Source organism: Flectobacillus roseus (assembly GCF_030056595.1).
Classification (GTDB): Bacteria; Bacteroidota; Bacteroidia; order Cytophagales; family Spirosomataceae; genus Flectobacillus; species Flectobacillus roseus.
The window spans coordinates 49,431-73,632 of sequence record NZ_JASHIF010000007.1 but is presented as its reverse complement, the minus strand read 5'-3'; the positions used below and the strand labels follow the sequence as shown (position 1 = coordinate 73,632).

The 24,202-nt window shown below is 37.2% G+C and carries 16 protein-coding genes; 10 read left to right on the top strand and 6 right to left on the bottom strand.

What is annotated here, in order from left to right:
* The first annotated feature begins 38 nt into the window (after window positions 1–38).
* Window positions 39–1,157 carry a vWA domain-containing protein gene (locus QM524_RS07450; protein WP_283344091.1) on the top strand — a complete coding sequence of 373 codons (1,119 nt, stop codon included), beginning with the start codon at window positions 39–41 and terminating at the stop codon, window positions 1,155–1,157.
* 232 nt (window positions 1,158–1,389) lie between these two features.
* Window positions 1,390–2,913, top strand: coding sequence for a sigma 54-interacting transcriptional regulator (locus QM524_RS07445; RefSeq protein ID WP_283344090.1), 1,524 nt, complete (start codon window positions 1,390–1,392; stop codon window positions 2,911–2,913).
* A gap of 211 nt (window positions 2,914–3,124) precedes the next feature.
* Here QM524_RS07445 and QM524_RS07440 read toward each other — a convergent pair whose 3' ends face one another.
* Entirely contained in the window at window positions 3,125–4,012 is an 888-nt protein-coding gene (locus QM524_RS07440; RefSeq protein ID WP_166579236.1) for a tyrosine-type recombinase/integrase, read from the bottom strand.
* A gap of 95 nt (window positions 4,013–4,107) precedes the next feature.
* Window positions 4,108–4,302 carry a 30S ribosomal protein S21 gene (rpsU, locus tag QM524_RS07435; protein ID WP_095160389.1) on the bottom strand — a complete coding sequence of 65 codons (195 nt, stop codon included), beginning with the start codon at window positions 4,300–4,302 and terminating at the stop codon, window positions 4,108–4,110.
* A gap of 278 nt (window positions 4,303–4,580) precedes the next feature.
* Here rpsU and QM524_RS07430 point away from each other — a divergent pair, with 278 nt between their 5' ends.
* The 3 genes from QM524_RS07430 (at window position 4,581) to kduI (ending at window position 9,897) form a co-directional block, all read left to right on the top strand.
* Window positions 4,581–6,218: an ABC-F family ATP-binding cassette domain-containing protein gene (locus QM524_RS07430; protein ID WP_095160390.1), complete on the top strand. Its 1,638-nt coding sequence runs from the start codon at window positions 4,581–4,583 to the stop codon at window positions 6,216–6,218.
* 299 nt (window positions 6,219–6,517) lie between these two features.
* Window positions 6,518–8,551 carry a methionine--tRNA ligase gene (gene metG, locus QM524_RS07425; protein ID WP_283344089.1) on the top strand — a complete coding sequence of 678 codons (2,034 nt, stop codon included), beginning with the start codon at window positions 6,518–6,520 and terminating at the stop codon, window positions 8,549–8,551.
* A gap of 515 nt (window positions 8,552–9,066) precedes the next feature.
* On the top strand, window positions 9,067–9,897 hold the full coding sequence (gene kduI / locus QM524_RS07420) for a 5-dehydro-4-deoxy-D-glucuronate isomerase (protein ID WP_283344088.1): 831 nt from the start codon (window positions 9,067–9,069) through the stop codon (window positions 9,895–9,897).
* A 1,262-nt stretch (window positions 9,898–11,159) separates the two neighbouring features.
* Here the strand turns inward: kduI and pth are convergent.
* Window positions 11,160–11,720: an aminoacyl-tRNA hydrolase gene (gene pth, locus QM524_RS07415; RefSeq protein WP_283344087.1), complete on the bottom strand. Its 561-nt coding sequence runs from the start codon at window positions 11,718–11,720 to the stop codon at window positions 11,160–11,162.
* 409 nt (window positions 11,721–12,129) lie between these two features.
* Here pth and QM524_RS07410 point away from each other — a divergent pair, with 409 nt between their 5' ends.
* From QM524_RS07410 to QM524_RS07400, 3 genes are all read left to right on the top strand, one after another.
* On the top strand, window positions 12,130–16,359 hold the full coding sequence (locus tag QM524_RS07410) for an OmpA family protein (protein WP_283344086.1): 4,230 nt from the start codon (window positions 12,130–12,132) through the stop codon (window positions 16,357–16,359).
* A gap of 141 nt (window positions 16,360–16,500) precedes the next feature.
* Window positions 16,501–17,256 (top strand): NIPSNAP family protein, encoded by a 756-nt coding sequence (locus QM524_RS07405; protein WP_283344085.1) that lies wholly within the window; start codon window positions 16,501–16,503, stop codon window positions 17,254–17,256.
* 183 nt (window positions 17,257–17,439) lie between these two features.
* On the top strand, window positions 17,440–18,192 hold the full coding sequence (locus QM524_RS07400) for an SDR family NAD(P)-dependent oxidoreductase (RefSeq protein ID WP_095160399.1): 753 nt from the start codon (window positions 17,440–17,442) through the stop codon (window positions 18,190–18,192).
* 483 nt (window positions 18,193–18,675) lie between these two features.
* Here QM524_RS07400 and rlmB read toward each other — a convergent pair whose 3' ends face one another.
* The 3 genes from rlmB to QM524_RS07385 all read right to left on the bottom strand — a co-directional run bounded on the left by rlmB (window position 18,676) and on the right by QM524_RS07385 (window position 22,050).
* Entirely contained in the window at window positions 18,676–19,473 is a 798-nt protein-coding gene (gene rlmB / locus QM524_RS07395) for a 23S rRNA (guanosine(2251)-2'-O)-methyltransferase RlmB (RefSeq protein WP_166579231.1), read from the bottom strand.
* Between the two features lie 208 nt (window positions 19,474–19,681).
* The gene (locus QM524_RS07390; protein ID WP_283344084.1) at window positions 19,682–20,590 is read right to left on the bottom strand and encodes a hypothetical protein; all 909 of its coding nucleotides are present in this window, start codon (window positions 20,588–20,590) and stop codon (window positions 19,682–19,684) included.
* Between the two features lie 209 nt (window positions 20,591–20,799).
* Entirely contained in the window at window positions 20,800–22,050 is a 1,251-nt protein-coding gene (locus tag QM524_RS07385) for a GWxTD domain-containing protein (protein ID WP_283344083.1), read from the bottom strand.
* 291 nt (window positions 22,051–22,341) lie between these two features.
* Between QM524_RS07385 and QM524_RS07380 the strand changes: the two genes are divergently transcribed.
* The gene (locus QM524_RS07380) at window positions 22,342–23,112 is read left to right on the top strand and encodes a class I SAM-dependent methyltransferase (protein ID WP_283344082.1); all 771 of its coding nucleotides are present in this window, start codon (window positions 22,342–22,344) and stop codon (window positions 23,110–23,112) included.
* 349 nt (window positions 23,113–23,461) lie between these two features.
* Window positions 23,462–24,109, top strand: coding sequence for an O-methyltransferase (locus QM524_RS07375; RefSeq protein ID WP_283344081.1), 648 nt, complete (start codon window positions 23,462–23,464; stop codon window positions 24,107–24,109).
* Window positions 24,110–24,202: the final 93 nt, after the last annotated feature.

Sequence of the window (24,202 nt, the reverse complement as noted above, 5' to 3'; positions counted from 1 at the left end):
TACCTTTTTTAAAACCTTCAACTAGCTCTAAAACACGCATGCTCGGATACCGCTTTTCTGAATTTGTTCCACAAGAACAAGAAGATGGGAAAAAAGCCAAATTCGACCAATTGTTAGATATCTTTAATCAATTGGTCACCATGACCTCGGGCGATGTCTCGGAGGCTCTGTCTTGGCTTACCCAACTCGACAAACAATACAACCTTACTGATGACTCTTACGGTATTGCCGATTTTATCGAAGACCTCAAAGAAAAAGGATACATCCGTGAAGAAAAGGATGAAAATGGGCAACAAGCTCAAGTTCTTTCGGCTAAAGGCGAACAGAGTATTCGGAAACAATCATTAGATGAAATTTTCGGAAAACTTAAAAAAACAGGCAATTCGGGTAATCACCGCACACCTTACCAAGGTACTGGCGACGAAATGAATACCGATCGTCGGGAATTTCAATTTGGAGATTCTTTGGAGCAAATTGCCATGACCGAGTCTATTCGAAATGCGCAAATCAATAATGGTTTCGAAAACTTTATGTTGACCGAAAATGACCTCGAAATCATGGATAAGGAATACAAAGCTCAAACCTCTACGGTGTTGATGATTGATATTTCACACTCAATGATTTTGTACGGAGAAGACAGAATTACGCCTGCTAAAAAGGTCGCTATGGCACTTTCGGAGCTCATTATGACCAAATATCCCAAAGATACCCTCGATGTAATTGTATTTGGCAACGACGCTTGGCAGATTCAGGTGAAGGATTTACCTTATCTTGAAGTGGGTCCTTATCATACCAATACCGTCGCTGGTTTGGAGTTGGCTATGGATTTGTTGCGCAGGAGAAAAAACAAAAACAAACAGATTTTTATGATTACAGATGGAAAACCTACTTGTTTAAAAGAAGGTATTCGGTATTATAAAAATAGTTTTGGTTTGGATAAAAAGATTCTGAACAAAACCCTCACCCTCGCTGCTCAATGCCGTAGATTGAAAATTCCTGTTACAACTTTTATGATTGCTCGTGACCAATATCTCAAAGAGTTTGTTCAGGAGTTTACCAAAACCAATAATGGTCGTGCCTATTATTCTTCTTTAAAGGGGCTGGGTGAATTCATTTTTGAAGACTATCAAAGAAATCGAAGAAAGGATGTCAGATAAAAAGCCCCTGCTCGAAAGCAGAGGCTTGCTAGGTCGAGATTAAGCAGAAAGGAGCTTCATTTTGAATTTTAGATAAAGAGGTTATTACCTTTCAAAATTACCGAATGTTAAGTATCGCCGCACTTAAATGTATGTGAACGGCAGAATTAGATAAATAAGTGGTCGAATTATGGCGGAAATCCTTTGGAAATCGATTGAAAATTCGCCTATATCCCAAAATCAAAAATAATTTATGTCTTACAAAAATCTTTCAGCAACCCAATTACTCGCTATCAAAACTCTTGGCGAATTAAAAAATGCAGGTTATCAGGCAAAATCTATCAAGCAAGAGTTGCGTGATAACTTGATTCAAAAAATTAAAAATAAAGAAAAAGTATTTGATGGGATTTGGGGGTATGAGGATACTGTGATTCCAGATATCGAACGTGCGGTTCTTTCGCAACATCATATCAACCTTCTGGGCTTGCGTGGACAGGCCAAAACTCGTATTGCTCGTTTAATGGTAAATCTTTTAGACGAATATGTGCCAGTGGTAGAAGGCTCTGAACTTAATGACGATCCTTTGCAACCGCTATCACGTTTTGCCAAAGATGTTATAGCTGAAAAAGGAGATGCTACGCCTATCTCGTGGTTGCATCGTGACGACCGTTACACAGAAAAATTAGCCACTCCAGACGTATCTGTTGCTGACCTTATTGGTGATGCCGACCCAATTAAAGCTGCAACATTAAAATTACCATATTCTGACGAACGTGTAATTCACTTTGGTTTGATTCCTCGTTCGCATCGTGGAATTTTTGTAATTAACGAATTGCCTGATTTACAGGCTCGTATTCAGGTTTCTTTGTTTAATATTTTACAAGAAGGTGATATTCAAATTCGTGGATTCAAATTGCGTTTGCCATTGGATATTCAGTTTGTGTTTACAGCTAACCCTGAGGATTATACCAACCGTGGTTCAATCGTAACGCCACTCAAAGACCGTATTGATTCTCAAATTGTTACGCACTATCCAAAGACTTTAGAAATCGGAAAACGTATTACCTTGCAAGAAGCAAACATCAAACCTGAGCAAGAACAATTGGTGACCACCAATGCCTTAGTGGAGGATTTGATTGAACAAATTGCTTTCGAAGCCCGTCAATCAGAGTACGTAGATGCCAAATCTGGGGTATCGGCAAGGATGACTATTTCGGCATATGAAAACCTTATTTCTGCTGCCGAGCGTCGTGCATTATTGAATGGGGAAGAAAAAACCTATGTACGTGTTGCCGATTTAGTTGGCGTGATTCCTGCGGTTTGTGGCAAGGTTGAGTTAGTGTATGAAGGCGAGGTAGAAGGTCCTGTAATTGTGGCTCAAAACTTGGTTGGCAAAGCCATCCGTACGCAGTTTTTGAACTTCTTCCCAGACCCAGAAAAAATCAAAAAGTTGGCGAAAGACAAAGCTGGTAAAAACCCATACAAACCAATTATCGACTGGTTTATGGATGGCAACATTATTGATATTTTCAACGATAGTTCTGATGCTGACTATTCATCAAGATTGAGAACTATTGATGGCTTGGATGAACTGGTAGAAAAAATATATCCAACATTCGAAGGTCGTGAAAAATTATTTATGATGGAGTTTGTATTGCACGGACTTTCAGAATTCTCAATGATTTCGAAGAAAACGCTCGACCAGGGTCTTCAATTCAAGGACTTAACAGATTCGTTGTTTGATTTGGATAACTTCAAATTTGAAGACGAAGAATAGTATTGAGTGATTTGTGATTGAGTGCATGAGTGATTGTTTTTAATATTCATTATATCAGTAGAGACGTAATGTCTTACCTTAAAAATCAAACACTAGTTCGAGACAAAGTCTCGAACTAGTGTTTGATTACAGTTTGTAAACTGTTTTAAAAAAATAAGTCCAAGACTAAGTCTTGAACTAGGAAATTTATAAAAATCACTCACCCACTCAATTATGCCTTCGGATGCGCCTGCTCATATATTTTTTTCAATTTTTCCATCGAATTGTGGGTATATACCTGCGTGGCAGCTAAGGAAGTATGTCCCATTAAATCCTTAATAGCAGTCAAATCGGCGCCATTATTCAACAAATGGGTGGCATAGGAGTGACGCAATACGTGAGGTGATTTTTTCGTTAAGCTTGTTACAAGTGAAAGATATTTTTTGACAATTCGTTGAATCATCACAGGATAACCTTGTTCGCCTTTATTGCTTACAATCAACAAATGATGTTGAAAACCTTCTCTATCTCTTATCTCAATATATTCCTTTATTTGCGCAGAGAGATTGGCATGAATAGGCACAATTCTTTCCTTATTTCTTTTTCCTAAAACCTTAATGGTATGTTGGTAAAAATCAATGTCTTTTACTTCCAACTCAATAAGTTCTGACAAACGAATACCCGAGCCATAGAGTAATTCCATGATGAGTTTGTCACGGACACCCTCAAAATCTTCTGGAAACTCCACCTTGTCCAACAACATTTCCATCTCGCTTTCTCTCACAAACGTAGGAATATTCTTGGCTGTTTTCATTGCCACGACCTTGCGCATAGGGTCTTGGTCGATGATTTTCTTGAAAAGTAAAAATTTATAAAAGCTTCGAAGCGTAGCCACTTTTCGATTAATCGAACGACTATCGAGTTTGGCTTCTGAGAGAGATACCACCCACGAACGAATCATTTGGTGGTCGGCAAGTTGAGGATGATGAAAATCGTAAGTATTGGCAAGGTAATGACTAAACTGCGACATATCATTGCGATAAGCCGTGGTGGTGTGATCGCTACAACGTTTTTCGTGTTGTATGTAGGCTAAAAAAAAATTGACTATCTCTGAATTCATGATTCTAAAGATAGTCAATTTTTTATGAATGCTGAACGGTTATCGGCTTAATTCGCGATTAAATGATAACATTATGAAATGAAATCAAACGTTAATTAAGACTCTAAGTTACCGTACATTTTTTGCTTGTATGAAGCACGAATTACTTCAGTACGACGCTCAACAGATGGCTTTTCGAATGCCATACGTCTACGAAGTTCTTTAACTACACCAGTTTTTTCGAATTTTTTCTTGAATCTTTTAAGAGCTTTGTCGATTGACTCGTTTTCTTTTACGTTGATAATCAGCATATTGTTTGTTTGTTTATTGCCTTAATAATAATTGAGGTGCAAAGATAAGTATTTCCAATTTGATTGTCAAGGGTTTTTATCAAACAAACCTGCGCTTTTTCAGAACCCTTACGTAGTAGGTACTTAAATCGAGGCGCAAAAGAATACTTTCAATTCGGAAGTCTTTTCTCCGAAAGAATTCATAAATCAGCCTTATCTTTGTATGCTAGAATTTTCTCGATACACATAACAACTTCAAAAGGTAATAGCAAAAAACGAAAACGGGCTATTTTTTATATATGATTTCTGTAGATAACGTAACAGTAGAGTTTGGCGGTCGTGCGCTATTTGGTGATGTAACATTCAACGTCAACGAAAAAGATAAAATCGCCTTGATGGGCAAAAACGGAGCGGGGAAATCCACTTTGTTGAAAATTATTGCAGGTGTTGACAAGCCAACGCGTGGTAAAATCTCGAAGCCAGCTGATGCTGTTATCGCTTATTTGCCTCAGCATTTATTGACAGAAGACAACTCAACGGTATTTGAAGAAACTTCAAAGGCATTTTCTAATGTGTTGAGTATGAAAGCCGAAATCGACGAGCTCAATCACCAACTCGAAACGCGCACTGATTACGAATCTGATGAATACATGGCGATTATTGAGCGTGTTTCTGAAGTAAGTGAGAAATATTACTCTATCGAAGAAATCAACTATGATGCGGAGGTTGAAAAAATCTTGTTGGGTTTGGGATTCCTTCGTTCAGATTTTCAGCGCCAAACGAGTGAATTTAGTGGTGGCTGGCGTATGCGTATCGAATTGGCAAAAATTTTACTCCAAAATCCTGACTTGATTTTGCTAGATGAGCCTACCAACCACATGGATATCGAGTCGATACAATGGCTTGAGGACTTTTTGTTGAATAGCGCCAAAGCTGTAATCGTTATTTCTCACGATAGAGCGTTTGTTGATAATATCACCAACCGTACCATTGAGTTAACAATGGGTAAAATTTATGACTACAAAGTAAATTATACACAATATCAGCAACTTCGTAAAGAGCGTTTGGAGCAACAACAAAAAGCCTTTAACGAACAGCAAAAAATGATTGCTGAAACGACGGAGTTTATCGAGCGTTTTAAAGGTACATATTCAAAAACTTTACAGGTGCAATCACGTGTGAAGATGTTAGAAAAATTGGATATTGTTCAGGTTGATGAAGTAGATACATCTGCTTTGAATCTAAAGTTTCCACCAGCGCCACGTTCGGGTAACTATCCTGTAATTGCAGAGGGTGTTGCGAAAAGCTATGACGACTATTTGGTATTCAAAGATGTTTCGATGACCATCGAAAGAGGCGAAAAAGTAGCTTTTGTAGGGAAAAACGGGGAAGGTAAATCTACTTTTGTTAAAGCAATTATGAACGAAATTCAGCACGAAGGTGATTTGAAAATCGGTCATAACTCCATGATTGGATACTTTGCTCAGAATCAAGCAGCTTTATTGGATGGAGAATTATCAGTATTTCAAACGATTGATAATATTGCAGTAGGAGAGATTCGTACTAAAATTAAGGATATCCTTGGAGCATTTATGTTTAGCGGCGATGCTATCGAGAAGAAAGTGAAGGTACTTTCAGGAGGAGAAAGAACGCGTTTGGCCATGATTAAGTTGTTGTTAGAGCCAGTAAACTTGTTGATTCTGGATGAACCTACCAACCACCTTGACCTTAAGACTAAAGATATTTTGAAAGAAGCTCTCAAGGCATTTGAAGGTACAATTATCTTAATTTCTCACGACCGTGATTTCTTGGATGGCTTGGCTACCAAAGTATTCGAATTTGGCAACAAACGAGTAAAAGAGCATTTGGAGGATATTAATGGTTTCTTGAGAAATAAGAAAATGGAGAACTTAAGAGACATTGAAAGAAAAGCGTAAGTAAAATATTAGGCATTCGGCTTTCAGCTATTGGCATTCAGTAATAAGTTAGTGTGGGCCTGGGCACAATAAGATTTATTTAGGCACTAGGCAACAGGCACAAGGCAAAGAGTTTTAACATGTTTTTAAATAACTATAGATATATTTTGCCGAAAGCCCATTGCCGAAAGCCGACAGCTAAATAGTTGAATCTTATTTTGCCTAACGCCTACGGCCTATAGCATGTAAATTATTCGTAATTTTGCCCGAAATTTTGAATCAAAAACTTAAGAAGAGATAGCTACTCTTCCGTTTATATAATGACAAAGCAATTTAAAAGAACAACCGTAACAGCTGCCTTGATTTATGCCAATGGGCCTATCCATATTGGGCATATTGCAGGCTGTTATTTGCCAGCAGATATTTATGTTAGATACCTACGTTCAATTGGTCACGATGTAAAATTCGTTTCTGGAACCGACGAGCATGGTGTTCCTATTACGATTAAGGCTAAAAAAGAAGGTATTACACCACAAGAAGTGGTTGATAAGTATTACAAAATCATCAAAGGTTCTTTCGAGGAATTTGGGATTTCTTTTGATATCTATTCTCGTACTTCCAACAAAGTACATCATGAGACTTCTCAAGAAATGTTCAAAAACTTGTACGACAAAGGTCAATTTGTTGAAGAAGTTACAGAACAGTATTTTGATGAAAAAGCACAAACTTTTTTGGCTGACCGCTATATCATAGGTACTTGTCCAAAATGTGGTAATGAAAATGCCTACGGCGACCAATGCGAAAAATGTGGTTCAACACTATCTCCAACCGAATTGATTAACCCTCGCTCAGCTTTGAGTGGTGAAAAACCTGTGATGAAACCAACCAAAAACTGGTATTTGCCATTAGACAAAATGCAACCAGCTTTGGAGGAATATATTGCTAGTCATCCAGAATGGAAAACCAATGTATTAGGTCAAGTTAAATCTTGGTTAAACGACGGTCTGCGTCCTCGCGCTATGACCCGTGACTTGGATTGGGGCGTAAAAGTACCGCTTCCTGATACAGACGGTAAAGTGCTATATGTGTGGTTTGATGCGCCGATTGGTTATATCTCAATGACCAAAGAGTTGACCGACGAATGGCAAAAATATTGGCAAGATCCTGAAACTCGCTTGGTAAACTTTATTGGTAAAGACAATATCGTTTTCCACTGCTTGATTTTCCCTGCAATGTGTATGGCAGATGGTCGCTTTATTTTGGCTGATAACGTACCTGCCAATGAGTTTATGAACTTAGAAGGTGATAAAATTTCTACGTCACGTAACTGGGCGGTATGGCTGCACGAGTACCTTCGTGAGTTTGAAGGCAAGCAAGACGTATTGCGTTATGCCTTGGCAGCTTCTGCTCCTGAAACAAAAGATTCAGACTTTACTTGGGGAGATTTCCAAACACGTAACAACTCTGAATTGGTAGGTATTCTTGGAAACTTTGTTAACCGTGCTTTTGTGTTGACGCAAAAGAATTTTGATTCAAAAATCCCTGCACGTGGCGAGTTAACTGATTTTGATCGTCAGACATTAGATACTTTGGCTGAGTTGCCAAATAAAATTGGTGATGCTATTGCCAACTACAAGTTCCGTGAGGCTTTGGCTTTGGTGATGGATGTAGCACGTTTGGGTAACAAATACTTGGCAGATACAGAGCCTTGGAAGGTAATCAAAACAGACGTTGAACGCACAGGTACAATTTTGAATATAGGTTTGCAAATTGCTGCAACTTTATCAATCGTTTCTGAACCGTTTATGCCTTTCACTGCTGCTAAATTAGGCACAGGCTTAGGCTTGTCAGGTTTGAACTGGTCTGACGCAGGAAATGCCGATTTACTAACAGCAGGAAGTCCAATTGAGTCGATTGGTTTGTTATTCGATAAAATTGAGGATACCACTGTTCAAGCACAGATTCAAAAATTACAAGACGCTAAAAAAATGAATGAATTAGCAGGAAAAGAAGTTTCGGCTATCAAAGATACAATTCAGTACGATGACTTTGCGAAAATGGATTTGCGTATCGGTACAATCGAAGCCGCAGAGAAAGTAGCAAAATCGAAGAAACTATTGAAGTTGACAGTGAACGATGGGCTTAAGCAACGCACCATTTTGAGTGGTATTGCAGAGCATTTCTCTCCAGAAGATGTGATTGGAAAGCAAGTAACTTTCTTGGCTAACCTAGCACCTCGCCCAATGATGGGAATGGTATCTGAAGGAATGATTTTGATGGCGGAAGATAAAGATGGTTCTTTGGCATTCTTGCATCCTTCAAAGGACGTTTGGAGCGGAGCTTCTATCAACTAGAAGATTCATAGTTAGCGTTATTATAACAAAAGGGTTATCTCTCATTGGGGATAGCCCTTTTTTGTGATTAAAATATGAATATTGTCAGTTGATAAGGGATGAGAAATAGTACTTATTCAATATTGCTTCAATGCTGTGATTTCCATTTTAGGAAGAACATTATTTGCCGTATCGTTGTCTCAAAAAACAGATAGGATAGGAGGGAGAAAGTACTTGAAATATCTTAGGATCTAAATTGATAACGTTTACGGTAACGATTGCACAAAAAAACTCTTTCAGATACTAAGAGAAAATTTGAAAACCATTTAGATTCGTTTTACAATCAGTCCTAATATACCTTATATTGAATGAATATTCTTCAATAAACTGATTTTATAAAAGTTGTACTTTTTAAATAAAATGATTACAGGAGATTGTTCTGGTAAAATAATCTTTTGGCCTTTCTAAGTAGATTTAGAAGGCAAAATTCTTTTTGAAGAAGTATTCTCTTAGTCTATTAAAACCAAATAAATAATATGCAAATTCTTCATGCCATCAGCCCAAATGAGGCAAAGGGCTTCGATACGCAAGCGTTAAGAAACAATTTTTTAGTTGAGAAAAACTTCGTTGCTGATACTATTCAGCTCGTTTATACGCACTACGACCGTGTGATTATTGGTGGAGCAATGCCTGTAGAACAAGCATTGGAGTTACCGACGTATGATAACTTAAAATCGACTTATTTCTTTGAAAGAAGAGAGGCCGGTATCATCAACGTAGGTGGCGACGGTTCAATCGAGGTAGATGGTCAGGTATTTGAATTGTCAAAATTGGACTGCTTGTACATTGGTAAAGGTTCTCAGAAGGTAACTTTCAAAAGTGCTGATGCTTCAGCCCCTGCAAATTTCTTTATTTTGTCGGCTCCAGCACACCAAGTATATCCTACAAGTAAGTTGTCGAAAGAGGAGGCTTCTCCTGTAGCTTTAGGAAGCTTAGAGACTTCAAACGAGCGTACGATTTATAAGTATATCCACAAAGATGGTTTACAGAGCTGTCAGGTCGTAATGGGGCTTACCGTGTTGAACAAAGGTAGCGTTTGGAATACCATGCCATCACACGTGCATGACCGTCGTATGGAAGCATATTTGTACTTTGATGTTCCACAAGAGCACCGTGTTTTCCATTTTATGGGACAACCACAAGAAACGCGTCACATGCTAGTAGCAAACCATCAGGCGATTGTGTCTCCACCTTGGTCTATTCACTCAGGTGCTGGTACTACCAACTACTCATTTATTTGGGGTATGGCTGGCGAAAACCTTGACTTTACAGATATGGATTTTGCTGCGATTTCAGACTTACGATAATTGCAAGAAATGTCTTTCAAAATCTGCTACGAAAGTGGCAGATTTTTTTTTGCTTTTTCAGAAAGTGTTTGATATTCAGTAAATTGAAGTATGAATTGTTGAGTCGTTAAATACAGGATTTAGCACAATTTGCATAGATAGTTGCAAATTGTGAAATATGCAGAATCCATAATAAAAATAAGGACAGGAGAAGCTCCCGCCCTTATCTGTTTAACCTCTAAACCTATTTAACTATGAAAATTGATACAAATATATACCTAACGATTGGGATTTACTAAGAATTGTACAAATTTTTTTTATTGTGTCGCTTTGATACAAAAGGGGAGTTTTTGATGAGTTTTGAAAAATTGATGTATATACATATTTTTTGGGTATGAAGTCATAATTGTGGCGAATAAGTGGAGTAAAACTAAAGGGAATAAAAACAAAAAAAGGACGAAGCCAATAGCCATGTCCTTTCAAATCTTACCTCTAAACCTATTTAACTATGAAAAATAACTGCACCTTTTACAAAATCAAAAACTCTTTATCGCAACCATCTGCCCATTCGCTACTACCTAATCGACTTTGAGTGTAAATGTTTTTAAAAAGTGGCGCCTTCATTGAAGACGCCCTTTCCCGTCTTACCTCTAAACCTATTTAACTATGAAAAAAACGGTGGCCTTTGGCCAAAATCTTTGAATAGCTTTTGAGGAGAATTAAAAAGTGGCGTCTCCATTGAAAACGCCCTTTCTCGTCTTACCTCTAAACCTATTTAACTATGAAAAAAATATTTTTGAGTCTTAAATCGACTTACAAGTTTCTAATTACTAATTCTTGCAAAAACCTTTCCAAAAGTAATTTTGTAAGGAACAACAACAAGTTTTGTTTTCAGTATTTTTACTTAATAAATTAACGAAAAATGAGAGTGTTTGGTTCTTTTTTTCTAGTAATAATTTACATACTGATTTTTTGACGCCTGTAACTTTTTTATGTCACCTTTCGCATTTTTAATAATTTGCTTAATCGTTGATTTGTACAAATTATTTTGCTGTTGTTTGATGATGCAAATTTCTGCAAAGTTTTTTAATTCTCCAAATGTTTTTTTTCAATTTACGAAGCTAACTATACCATAACTATTTCAAAATCAGTGAATAGTTGGATATAAGATGTAATTGTCGGTAAGCATACCAAAATAATATTTTGTTAATTGTGCAAAATACTACTGTATTATTCTGATTGTATCTTTTTGAAAAAATGGAAAAATTCTTTTAAAAGTACAATTACTGATTGTATTTGTTCATCGTTTGATTTACGCCTTGAGTACAAAATGAAAGTACTATTTCACTTGCTCTATCAAGATGCTCGGGTAAAAAGGCTGTTTCTGATTCAGTAAAATTACCTAGTACATAGTCGGCTTGTCGACCCTTCGAAAAATCACTTCCAACTCCGATACGCAAACGACTATATTGTTGCGTGCCCAATAGCTCTTCAATGTTTCTCAAACCATTGTGCCCACCGTGAGAACCTTTGGTTTTTAAACGCATTTTTCCATAGGGTAGAGCAATGTCATCTGTAATAACTAGTAGATTCTCAGGCTCTATTTTTAAGTCTTTTAGCCAATAATTTACCGCTTTGCCACTTAGGTTCATAAAAGTGGTAGGCTTCAATAAGTGAATTTGTTTACCTTTATGTCTAAATTCGGTATGATAGGCAAGGCGGCTCATATCGTATTTTACCTCGTGTGTATTAGCTAATTTATCAATGACCATAAAGCCAATATTGTGACGAGTGAATAAGTATTCTGGGCCGATATTTCCTAAGCCAACAATTAAATATTTCATTTTAATAATACTGTTGTATGTTTCTTATCCCTGCTAAATCCAATTTTTACAGATAAATGCCTCAGGGTAAATCAGGATACGAAACTGTGTTATTTATAGATTAAATGCAATTTTTATGAGATGATTTTTCTGAAGACGCACCAAATAAAAATAAATCAGTCAAAAAATGAGACTTGAGTGCCTAATTCTGCAAAAAAAATCATTGAACCCTGTATCTTTTGGTTTCAAAATCCTAATGTACCTGCTTTTTTGACAGTCAAGAGTAAAAACTTTTCAAATTCTTGCAAAACATGAACCGTCATTTTGTGCGTTATAAAGAAAAGAAAGCTACTCGGTACTTCATCTAAGAGTGTAAAGCAAGGTACGCAATTGGCAAAATTAACTAATTTTGCAAAGTAATTAATTGCCCATGAAAAACGTAACACGAAATATTAAGTTTATACTTTTGGGAATAATTGGCTCTTTGAGTTCGCAGCATATCGTGGCGCAAGGAAAAAAAGCCTTAAACCCACCTGTTAACACAGCCAAATTTATAGAAACAGCTCCGACGGTTAGTGCAGATGGTCGTACCATGATTTTCGAGTCAAATCGACAGGGAGATTGGAAGTTGTTCGAAACCAAAAGAAAAGGAAATGTTTGGTCTGTGCCTACGCCAATACCCAAAATCAGCGCTACTTTTTACGAAAATCAACCTTTCGGTGCTCCTTGCTTGAGCTACGATGGAAATATTCTGTATTTCTCGGCAGAAAGCAAAGAATCTTCTGGTCACGAAGATATTTTTGTTTCTGTAAAAGAGTCTACTGGATGGTCGTCGCCAACTCGTTTGCCTAATACAATCAATACCACCGATTATGAAGGATATCCATCTCTGTCACCTGATGGACAAAAATTGTATTTTGCTCGTGCCAAATACAATGAAAAAAACACACAAGATGCCCAGTCTTGCTATAGAATCATGGTATCCGAAAAAGCCATTGATGGAAGTTGGAAAGCACCTGTAGAGTTGCCAAGCCCTATCAATTTGCTATGTGAAAAAGCTCCTCGAATCATGCCTGATGGTAAAACTTTGGTTTTTGCATCGGTAAGAAAAGAAGGAAAAGGTAATTTTGACTTATATTATTCTACTCTTCAAGCGAATAATACATGGTCGCCCGCAAAACCTTTAAATGAGGTAAACACACCACAAGCTGATTTGTTTGCGGCAATACCTGCCTGTGGACAAGAGTTATTCTTTGTTGAAAATAACGATATCTATACCACTTCGGTTTCTTTATTTGCAAATCAGACCATTATTGGCACTATTACCGACTCCCTCACCAATAAACCTGTGGCAACTAGAATCAATATTTTTGATAAAAATAAAGGGAATACGCTCATTGCGTCATTTTTGTCGAACACTGAAGGAAATTATACTGCTATCGTCCCTGCAAAAGGAAACTACTCTTTTGAAATTAGAGAGGCTGGCTATTATGAAAAAAGATTAGGACTGGACCTTACCAATCAATCGAGCTGTGAGGCAAGTGTCGAGCCAATCAAGTTGGTGATGCTCGCTAATCAGGCAAAGGTTGAGCCAATTCCAGCCAAAATTCCAGCCAATGTGCCGCAATTAAAACTGGTATTTCAAGTAGTTGATTCGCAAACTCGCTTTCTAATTCCAGCTCAAGTAGAAATTCTAGAAAAAGGAAGTGGGAAAGCCATTGCAACCCAGCAACAAGGTGCAACTGGACAAATTGCCAGCGCAGTAGCTTTAGGACAAGAATATGAACTAGTGGTAAATGCCAAAGGATATAATCCTGTTAGGCAACCCCTCAAATACGACAATCAAAAAGATGCAAAGCCTTTGACTCAAATCGCTTTAGAGGCTACTACCACCAATCTTACGATTAAGGCATTGGATGCTAGCACCAATCAGCCTGCGCCAAATTGGAGGGTTGTTTTGACTGAAAGTGGAACGGGTACTACAGCACAATTTGCGCCACAAACAGGTATGAATTCTGTAAAGCTTCATATTCCAGAAAATCGTCAGGTAAAAGTGTCTATCCAATCTGATTATTTTGAAGATAATGACCTCAATTTCACGGGACAATCAACCAATGATTTGACAGTAAAGTTGATTCCTCGGAAGGTTACACTGATACGCCTGAAGGCTGTAGACGATATAACTCAAGGACTTTTGTATGCTTCATTTAAAGTAAAAACAAAGAAAAAAGGAGAAGTTTTAGAAGGTAAAACCAATAAGGATACTGAGTTTTTTGAGATTAAACTTTTAAAAGATGACGTATTAGAAATCTCGGCGGAGGCAGATGGTTATTTGCCTTTTGAAAAAACACTTGAATTCCCTGAGTTTAAATTAGGTGAAAAGAAAATAGAGCTGATTGCCATGCAAAATGACCGTTATCCGATGACGGTGAAAATTGTGGATGGAGATACTAAGCAAATTATCAAAACTTCGAAAGTGAAGATTGCAGATATGCTTACTGGCGAAGTAAATCCTACTATTCAGGGTTCTGCTGGCGAATTTAAAGCCATGATGAAACGTAAAGGTTCTTTTGAGGTGGTGGCAAGTGCCGATGGGTATCGTCCTTTATCTCAAAAAATTGAAGATATTCCTGTCGGTGCAACGCTTACTTTTACTTTGTATAGAAACAAATCTGTTCCTGTTAGTTTTACCATTTTGGATGCTAAAACCAATAAACCTGTGGAAGCAAATCTAACGGTTAAACTAGAAAAGTCTAATCGTGTCGAAACTTTCCAAGGTAAATCTGAGGTAGAAATACGAATTTCTGAAAAAGAAGTATTTACTGTCGAAACTTCAGCACCCACATTTAAGCAGAAGCAAAGCACCTTCAACATGGCTGACTTGCTTGAAAACAAGAAGTATAATTATATCATTCGTCTCGAAAAAGAATATGTACAGGTTGCCATCAAAGTAGTAGATAATGCAACAGGTGCCAAAATTGATGTTCAGAAATATGCGCTGTATGATTTGTCAGATAAAAATGCCAAGCCTGAGGTGATTATTTCGAATGATGGCTCGCCAAGTATTTCGATTTTACCAGAAAACAAATATCGAATAGAATTGGTGTCGAGCGGATTTGAACGTTTTTCACAAGAAATAAGTAATTTTTCAGGAACAGAATTAGTATGCCGAATGACACGAGTGGCGTCGGATATGACTGTAACATTGGCTGCAAAAGATTCTATTTCACAAAAGCCTTTGGAAGCTATATTTAAGATAACCAAAGCAGATGGAAGCGTCGTAAGCCAAGGATTGACTGTATCAGGGAAAATGGAGTTTAAGTTTGTTATTCCTGCTTTTGGTTCATATTATGTTGAGACAGTAGTAAAAGGGTATTCTGTTAAAAAAGAGAAAATTACAATTGCAGATCTCTCGGCTAGCAGAAGTTTTAATGTGTATTTCTCAAGAGATTTTTCGGTACTTACTGCTCGCCCTGTTCATGCTGAAACGCGTGATTTATTGAAAGATGCCTTGGTGATAATGACAGATATTCAGACCAACAAAATGGTATCTGCCATGGTAACATTACCAAACGGAGAGGTAAGTGCAAATCTTACGCCTGGACATACTTACAAAATGAAAGTAAAAGCAGCAGGTTTTGAGGAATACGAAACACAAATACAGGCTACAAGCGACGATCAGCGTAAAGATTTGGAATTACAACCCTTCAAAAAGTATTTCATTCAGTTGTATGCTATTGATGCGGTCAAAAAATCCAGAGTGCCTGCAAGTATAAGAATAAGCGCGCCAGGAGGAGGTGCTATCGCAGAAGGGGTTACCGACATTCGTAACGAATATGTGCTGGCGTCATTGATGGACAAAGTAAATTATACTATCGAAGTAAAAGCAGAAGGCTACAAGCTATATGACGGACGCTTCACACTCGATGAGAGTATGAAGAAAGATAAGGGCAAAACAGCTATTTGGCTTGAAAAAGAAAGTATCCTGTCGTTCTCTGTTATCGATGCCAAGTATAAAAATATAGTGAGTAATGTTACAGCGCATTTGACCGATTTAAAATCTTCGCAAGAGTTGGCTTTAAATCTGAAAAACGATATTTATAGTGCTGAATTAAGCCCTGTTGCCTCGTACCAGTTAGATATTCAAGCAGAAGGATATATGCCTTATTCTGCTAAAATAGAGCCTTCATCGGTAGACAAAAAGAAAGAAATATTACTGACTCGTACCAAAGAAAACACGCAAATTCCTACTGTGGTAGCTAAAGCAGAAGCTCCTGCTGCCAAAAATACTCCAGATGCAGTTCAGAAGATTGAAAAAGGGAAATCCTTTGTGCTGAACAACGTGTATTTTGAGCAAGGAAGTTTTATTCTTCAGAAAGAATCTTATCCAGAATTGGATAAGGTAGTGACTATGTTGAAGCAAAACCCACAAACTAAAATCGAAATTGCAGGACATACCGACAACGTTGGCGATCCAAGATTAAATAAAGCCTTGTCTGAAAACCGTGCAAGAGTGATTTTAAATTATTTTGTAAGTAAGGGTATAGACGACAAACGCTTGACATTTAAAGGCTACGGAGGCACTCAGCCAGTAGCTCCAAACGATAACGAGGATACTAAGAAAAGAAATCGCAGAGTAGAGATTGTAGGGATTCAGTAGGGAAGAGAAGTAAGTAAATTCCCTATGATTAAGACTAGTCATAAACCATCATTTTAAGGAAAAAGGAAAGGATGCGAAAAGAGTTCTTTCCTTTTTTTATATATTCAAAATCTATTACATTTTTCAACAAATCTATCTCCCATGAAAGCTCCTCGACTGATTCTTGTATGTTTATTGTTCCTAAAAATAGCCACACTTCAGGCACAAACGCCACAAGATCGTTTGTACGAATTGCGTACCTATTATGCCACTGAAGGTAAATTAGACGTTTTACTAGATCGTTTCAAGAACCATACGCTAAAACTTTTCAAAAAACATCACATCAAAGTCGAAGGTTTTTGGGTACCCCTTGATAATACAGATAGTAAGCTCGTTTATTTGTTGTCATTCCCTAATAAATCTGCTAAAGAAGCTTATTCCAAAGCTTTTGTAGAGGATAAAGCATGGAAAAAAGTAGTGGCAGAAACCACAAAAGAGGGAGAAATCATTGCTAAAATGGAAAGTGTTGACTTAAAAATGACCAACTTTTCACCTTATGATTGGAAAAATGCAGGCAATCGTGTCTTTGAACTGAGAGTTTATAAAGCTACTCCTAATAATCTGGGCAACTTGCTCGACCGCTTTAAAAACCACACTATTGAACTACTCGAAAAACACGGTATTCATAATTTGATTTATTGGACACCAACTGAGAGTAGTCAAGGTGCGGAGGATATGCTATACTATTTTGTTGTACATAAAGACAAAGCCTCAGGGTTGGCATCATTTAAGGAATTTGATGCTGATCCAGCGTGGAAAAAGGTAAAAGCTGAAACAGAAGCTAAAGCAGGAGGATTACTCACGGTATATTTAAAATCAGAATATCTAATGCCAACGGATTTTTCGCCGATTAAATAAAATCAAAGGGCAAACCTGTAAGAGTTGCTAATATTGCAACTAAGAGTCTTTTGAGACTCTATCATTTCTCTTTTTTACATAACTTTAGAAACAATTCATATACTGCTACGAGTTGTTTAAGAAAGGATTAATAAAACACACAAAAGATAAGGGGCGGTTATCATCAACTCCCTCGCAACGATTATGTCAAAATTAGCGATTATTACAGGAGCTACCTCTGGAATTGGTAGAGCAACCGCAGTGGCATTTGCCAATTTAGGAATAGACTTAGTGATTTGTGGACGCCGCATCGAGCGCCTCAATGAGTTGAAAGAAGAGTTATCATCTAAAGTAAAAGTACATACCTTAACATTTGATGTACGTGACCGTGAGGCTGTAGAAACAGCATTAAATAGCCTTCCAGAAGAATTAAAACAAGTGGATATTTTACTCAACAATGCAGGAAATGCTCACGGACTAGGGACGATTCAAGACGGTGACGTTGCTGACTGGGATGCGATGATTGATGGCAATGTCAAAGGGTTACTCTATGTTTCGAAGGTAGTAATGCCTTGGATGATTGCCCGTCAGAAAGGACATATTGTCAATATTAGTTCGATTGCAGGAAAACAAACGTATCCAAATGGTAATGTATATTGTGCTTCTAAAGCAGCAGTAGAGGCTATTTCGGAGGGAATGCGTTTGGATTTGAATCCGCATAATATCAAAGTAACCAATATTGCTCCTGGGGCGGTAGAAACAGAGTTTTCAATGGTAAGATTCAAAGGTGACGCTCAAAAATCTGATGCTGTATATCAAGGATTCCAGCCTTTGGTGGCAGAAGATATTGCTGATATTATTGCTTTTACAGTTACACGTCCAGCGCATGTAGTCTTGGCAGATATTTTGGTGTATCCTACGGCTCAGGCTTCTCCATCAGTCGTAAAAAGACAGTAGGGCATTGAAACAAGAAAGCCCAATACCATTGGTATTGAGCTTTTCATATTCCGAACTTATTTATGGTAACTAATTATTTCTAAATCCAAACGTGTTCAATTCTAAAACGAACTGTGCACGAAAATGTTATTGTTTCAATAACTGGGTATGCAAAAAACTGCGTGAAATTCGATTTTTGATAAATGAGAGGCAATTTGTCAAATTAGTAGCAGGTAATTAGGAAATGAAATTTTACTAAAAACGAACAAACTCAACTTTGCATTCTGATTTCTAATCAAAATTATAAATACTTCCTTGAATATGTGGAATATAACTCTGATTATTGAGTGAACGGCACATTGTGATTGAAATCAAAAAATGGAGTTAATCGCCGAGAGAAGGAGAAAACGAAGGGGCAAATTCTTATGCGAAGAAATCGTTGTTAGGTGAAAATATTTGCAGAAACTAGTCAGATATTGCTAGTTTCTGCAAACTATAAATGTACTACAAGCTAAGGCGCTGACGTACGGCTTCGTACAATACTACGCCATTGGCTACAGAAACATTAAGCGAGCCTACGCGACCAGCCATTGGAATACTGGCCAATTCATCAGCTGCTTTTAATAACTCATCCGAAATACCATCTTCCTCAGAACCCATAATGATAGCTGTAGGAATAGTCATATCTACTTCATATAGATTTTTCGAAACTTTTTCTGTACAACCTACCACTTGAATACCTGACTCTTGAAGGTACTTTACTGTTTGTGCTAAACTTTCTTCACGACAAACAGGTAAAAAGTTTAAAGCTCCAGAAGATGTTTTCATGGCGTCAGCATTGATTTGCGCTGCTCCTTTTGTAGGAAGCACAATAGCATGCACACCTGTACACTCAGCCGTACGAGCAATCGCACCAAAGTTGCGAACGTCGGTTACTCTATCCAAAATTAAAAGAAGTGGTGTTTCTCCTTTTTCGTAAATACCCGCTACTACGTTGTCCAACTTAGCATAGTTGATAGCTGATACGAAGGCAATTACACCTTGGTGGTTTTTGCGAGTAACACGGTCTAATTTTTCAGAAGGAACTTTTTGAACTGGAATACCACGAAGACGAGCGAACTCTAACACTTCAATAGATCCCAATTCTCTTTGTACTAAAATCTTATCGATTTCTTTTCCTGAGCGCAGTGTCTCCAATACCGATTGAACCCCAAAAACAATATCTTTATTGTCGGGTCTCGGTGCATGATTAAAATATTTGAAAGGTTTTTTAGGCCCTTCAGATTTTTGTTCGAATGACATTTTTTTTGAATATAAATATAGCACTTAGCTATGTTTGGTATTAACAATCAGATAGATATACTCAAGTACCTTCTCTTTTTGTTAATGAGAAAATTTTAGCAAAGTTCGTAAAGTTTTTGGCAGTAACCAACAACTACCGCATTCTTATGCAGTGCTTTGAATGGTATTTTACTAAAATCTTTAAAACTCATCTGTTTGCATCAAAGGATTACGGATTTTTTTGAGCATTAGGTTTATTAAGCAGAAGATGAAGACTAAATCTGGGCGAACCATTGATGGTAACTCTATTCCTATAGTCATCTGTATCAATGATGAAGTTAAGTCCTAACTCCAAGGCATATCTTGCTCGACTAATTTTCAATGACGAACCCAGCATCGTTAATATAGCATCCCCTCCTTCAAACACCATGACTCCTTCGTTCATTAACGTCAATTGATGATTTAAACGTTTGGAGTATCCTAGCGTTGTGGCTACAACACCTTTGCTATTTTCTTGATCATTTTTGAAAAATGCTGTTGAAATATTCACAAATGATTTGCTTGTGCCAATACTTAGCGCAGGAGCCCAGTACGCACCACTACTGCTAAATGCGCCTATTTTTCCACCTGATACAGAGGCATGAAAAAGCCTTGTATCTAAAAAAATAAACTTGGCTTTGTACATATAAAATAGCCTAGGATAAAAAGGAAATATAGCTCCCGACATCGAAAACTTTTTAATCGGAAATAAAGATATTTCTGTTATCCCCGAATGAATATGGAGTTGCGCTCCTTCTTGCCCACCTTCAAATCCTGTTGGACTTAGAATGAGCCTATCTAAAAATCGGTCTTCGAAGTAGTACTTTACGGGTGGGTTTGTAGGATCGAGAGGTACAATTTTGTCGATACTTGTGTTGTAAATTTTTTTCTTCCGACCATCAGGTGTTTCAAATCGAACAAATTCTGGAGTTTGTTCAAGCATTTTTCCAATGTAGAAGATTTTACTTTTTAAATAAATTACAGATTCGGGTTGTACATGGGAAGTATCGGTTTGGGTAATTACCTGAGCCTTGACACTTGTAACAGAAATAAATAATAATAGTGAAAGAGAAATGGTACGTAGAAATGATGAGTTCATTACGGTAGATTTAGGTATAAAGTTGATACCTAAAGATATATTTTAATAAGGTGTTTTGAAAGAAATTCTTCATTATTCACTTGTAATAGGCGAAACTTCATACTTTATAAGTATTACAAAATACTTTTTCAATAAAAAACGCTGTAGAGGCATGGTTGCACCTACAGCGTTTTGATTTAAGTTTTTCAATAAGCGTGTGAAAATAGATGTTATCTAACTCCAACATCTCCATTACGCCATTGGTCTACCGTTGGGTACCAAATAGACTGATATTCCGCATAGCGTTGAAGTTCATAATGGTCTTCGGTAAATTGGTTGGCTCGTCTATTGAAGGTAAAATTTACTTCCGAATACTGGCTATTGCGGGTATATGTCCAGATTTCTTTATCCTTAGTTCGTACTATTTTAGAAGGGTCTCCCATGATAATCCACACCATTCCTTTGTCGGTTTTCCAACCTTCTTTGTAAGTACTAAACATCTTATTGGCTTGTTCTACACGTTGATAAAATGCCTTGATGGTTCGTTTCGCATTATTTTGATTTCCTTGAGTTACATTTAACCAGTAGTTGTCGAGTGCTTTTTTAGGCTCTCTTGAACTGTAAAGATCAGCCGTTTCGGTAGAGGTACTCATGTATATCAGCGGACGAGCTAGCTTTTCTGGGCGAGTTAGTTTAGGAAAACGTTTATCTACCACCATCAAACCTATGCCAAATGCCTCAGAGGTATCCTTAGTCATGTAGTACAGCGATTCTATATCAAATCTGACAACTTTATTTGACTGAATGGTGTAAGTTGAGTCGGTGTACAGGCTTTTTTGAGGTACACGTTGTCCTGTCGCCATTGGTGAAAGGGCAGGATCAAACTCGTATTTGTAGCGCATCGTTTTGAACGCTGTTGTTTTGTTGTCTAAGCTTTTTAAAATCACTGAATCGCCAGCGGTTATGAAGCTTTGTAAGATAGGCATAGTACCTGTTTTATCAAAAAACATATAGTAGTCTCCAACTTTGCCAGACTGAAATCTAACAAAACAGTCATTGATTACCTTGTTATTGCTACGATTGTCTCTAATTTCTGTCAAAACAACCCCTGTGTACAAATCTTTAGGTTTGGGTACGTCAAATGATGCGATATACCAGCCTTTATCTTCAAGCAATGAATTGACCGAAAAATTAACATTGCCACTTGCCAATGCTTGCTTGGTGCTATTGTATTCTGGATATAATTGATAATTAATTACCACTTCACGACTAACCTCTGCAAGGGTAGAAGGGCGGTCCAAATAGAAAGTCACATATACTCTGATATTATTACCATTGTCCAAAAACTTACTTTTGGTAAGAATTCGTTGTAAAGGAACTCTATTCTCTTGGTTATTGGCGGTTTGTTTTACCGCTGGACTGGTAGCAGTACATCCACTCAACAAAACTAATGCGGCGAATAGGTAAAATAATTGTTTCATAGTAATTCTAAATGAGTAAGCTCGTTTCGTCAACCTACAAATTGTAGGGAATGTTCAAATGATTCAGTGTAAAAAAGCTTGAGATGTAAATTCTTTAAAGCATTTTTTGAAGGATATATGCTTAGAATTTTACCAAACCGAAACTTATTTCGGATAAATAACGAACCAATTTAAGGAGTATTTTTCTGATGTCAAGCAAAAGCGGTAATTTTGAAAAAAAATACAAAGACTCCAAGTGCCAAAGCGTGAAAACACACTTTATTGACAAATTGGATTTTACTCAAGAATACAATGTATAAAACTACCGAAATCGCTTCCTCTGAAATTGTATCAGACAATCCTGTTCATCAGCGTTTGTTATTCCCTTATATCGAAGCCGCAAAAATGGTCTCTGGCGACATGTTGGAAATTGGTTGTGGAACTGGCCGTGGAGTGGCTGTGTTGGCACCTTCGGTAAAAAATTATACGGGTGTCGACAAAAACGAGCCTTTGATGACCAAGCTAACGGCCGAATATCCTAGCTTCAAATTTATCGATATGTTTTTGCCACCGCTCAAAGGCATTGCTGATAATACGTTTGATTATATCGTGACTTTTCAAGTAATCGAGCATATCGAAGACGATTTGGCGTTTATCAAAGAAGCTCACCGTGTACTAAAACCAGGAGGGAAGTTGATTTTGACTACGGTAAACCGTAAATATTCATTGAGCCGCAATCCTTGGCACGTGAGAGAATACCTAGCAGATGAGTTGAAAAACTTAATCTTGAAAGTATTCCCTACCATCCAAACGAGAGGTATTCACGGAAATGCTAAGGTGATGGCGTACTATGAGGAAAATAAACGTTCTGTTGAAAAAATTACAAGATTTGACATTTTCAACTTACAATACCGCTTACCAAGATGGATGTTGCAAATACCTTATGATATTGCCAATCGTATGAGCCGCGATATTATCCAAAAAAGTGACGGTAAATTAGTTTCGGATATTACTTGGCAGGATTACTTTATTAATGACGATGCGGAAAATTGTTTCGACTTTTTTTATGTCGCTACAAAGTAGTTAATAATATAGAATGGTGAGTTATGAATTAGGAGACTGTACGAGGGATTTCCAACAATTTCAGATTTGGGATTTCTGATTTCGGAAATAAAGGAAAATACTTTTATTTTTTCAAAATATAGAAGATTATACTTCCGAAATAAACATTTTTCATAATCCTTTGTACACTACTAGTTATGAATCTCTGATTTCGAAAATAGGGGAGTATTCCATAATTTTCCTGAAATATGAGGCAAAAAACTGGGGAATATTTCCTTTATAAAGGACCAATTCATCATTCACAATTCTCAACTCATAATTGAGCACTAGGGCTTAGGTACTTTCATCACGAAGTTAAATCGAGTTTAAAATGGATTTTCTTCCACAAAATATTAATGATTATTCAGAACAACATACCTCACCTGAAAGTGATTTGTTGAAAAAACTGAATAGAGATACGCATGTCAAAATCTTACAACCTCGTATGCTCTCAGGGCATTTGCAAGGACGTTATTTGGCGGAGGTAAGTTATATGATGCGACCTCGTCGGATCCTTGAAATTGGAACTTACACGGGATATTCGGCACTTTGTTTGGCTGAAGGCTTGGTAGATGACGGTAAAATTATCACCATTGACGTAAATGAGGAGCTAGAAACTTTTACTCGTAGCTTCTTTGATGAATCTCCTTTTGCTGATAAAATTGATTATCGTATTGGTGATGCAGGAGAAATTATTCCAACCCTCGACGAAGTTTTTGACTTGGTATTTATTGATGCCGATAAAATGAACTATACCAAATACTATAATTTAGTTTTTGATAAAGTTCGTAAAGGTGGATACATCCTTTCTGATAATGTATTATGGAGTGGAAAAGTTGCGAACGTAGAGGAGGGAAAGAAAATAGATAAGGATACGAAAAACTTATTAGACTTCAACAAAATGTGTCACGATGATCCTAGAACAGAAAATATCTTATTGCCATTGAGAGATGGTATTATGATTTCTAGAAAATTGTAAGATGCCTATTTGAATATTGAGTGAGTTATGATGGAGCGATTATGCAAAAGCTAATCTTAGTAGCAGAAACGCAGTTATTTGTATCTAGAGATA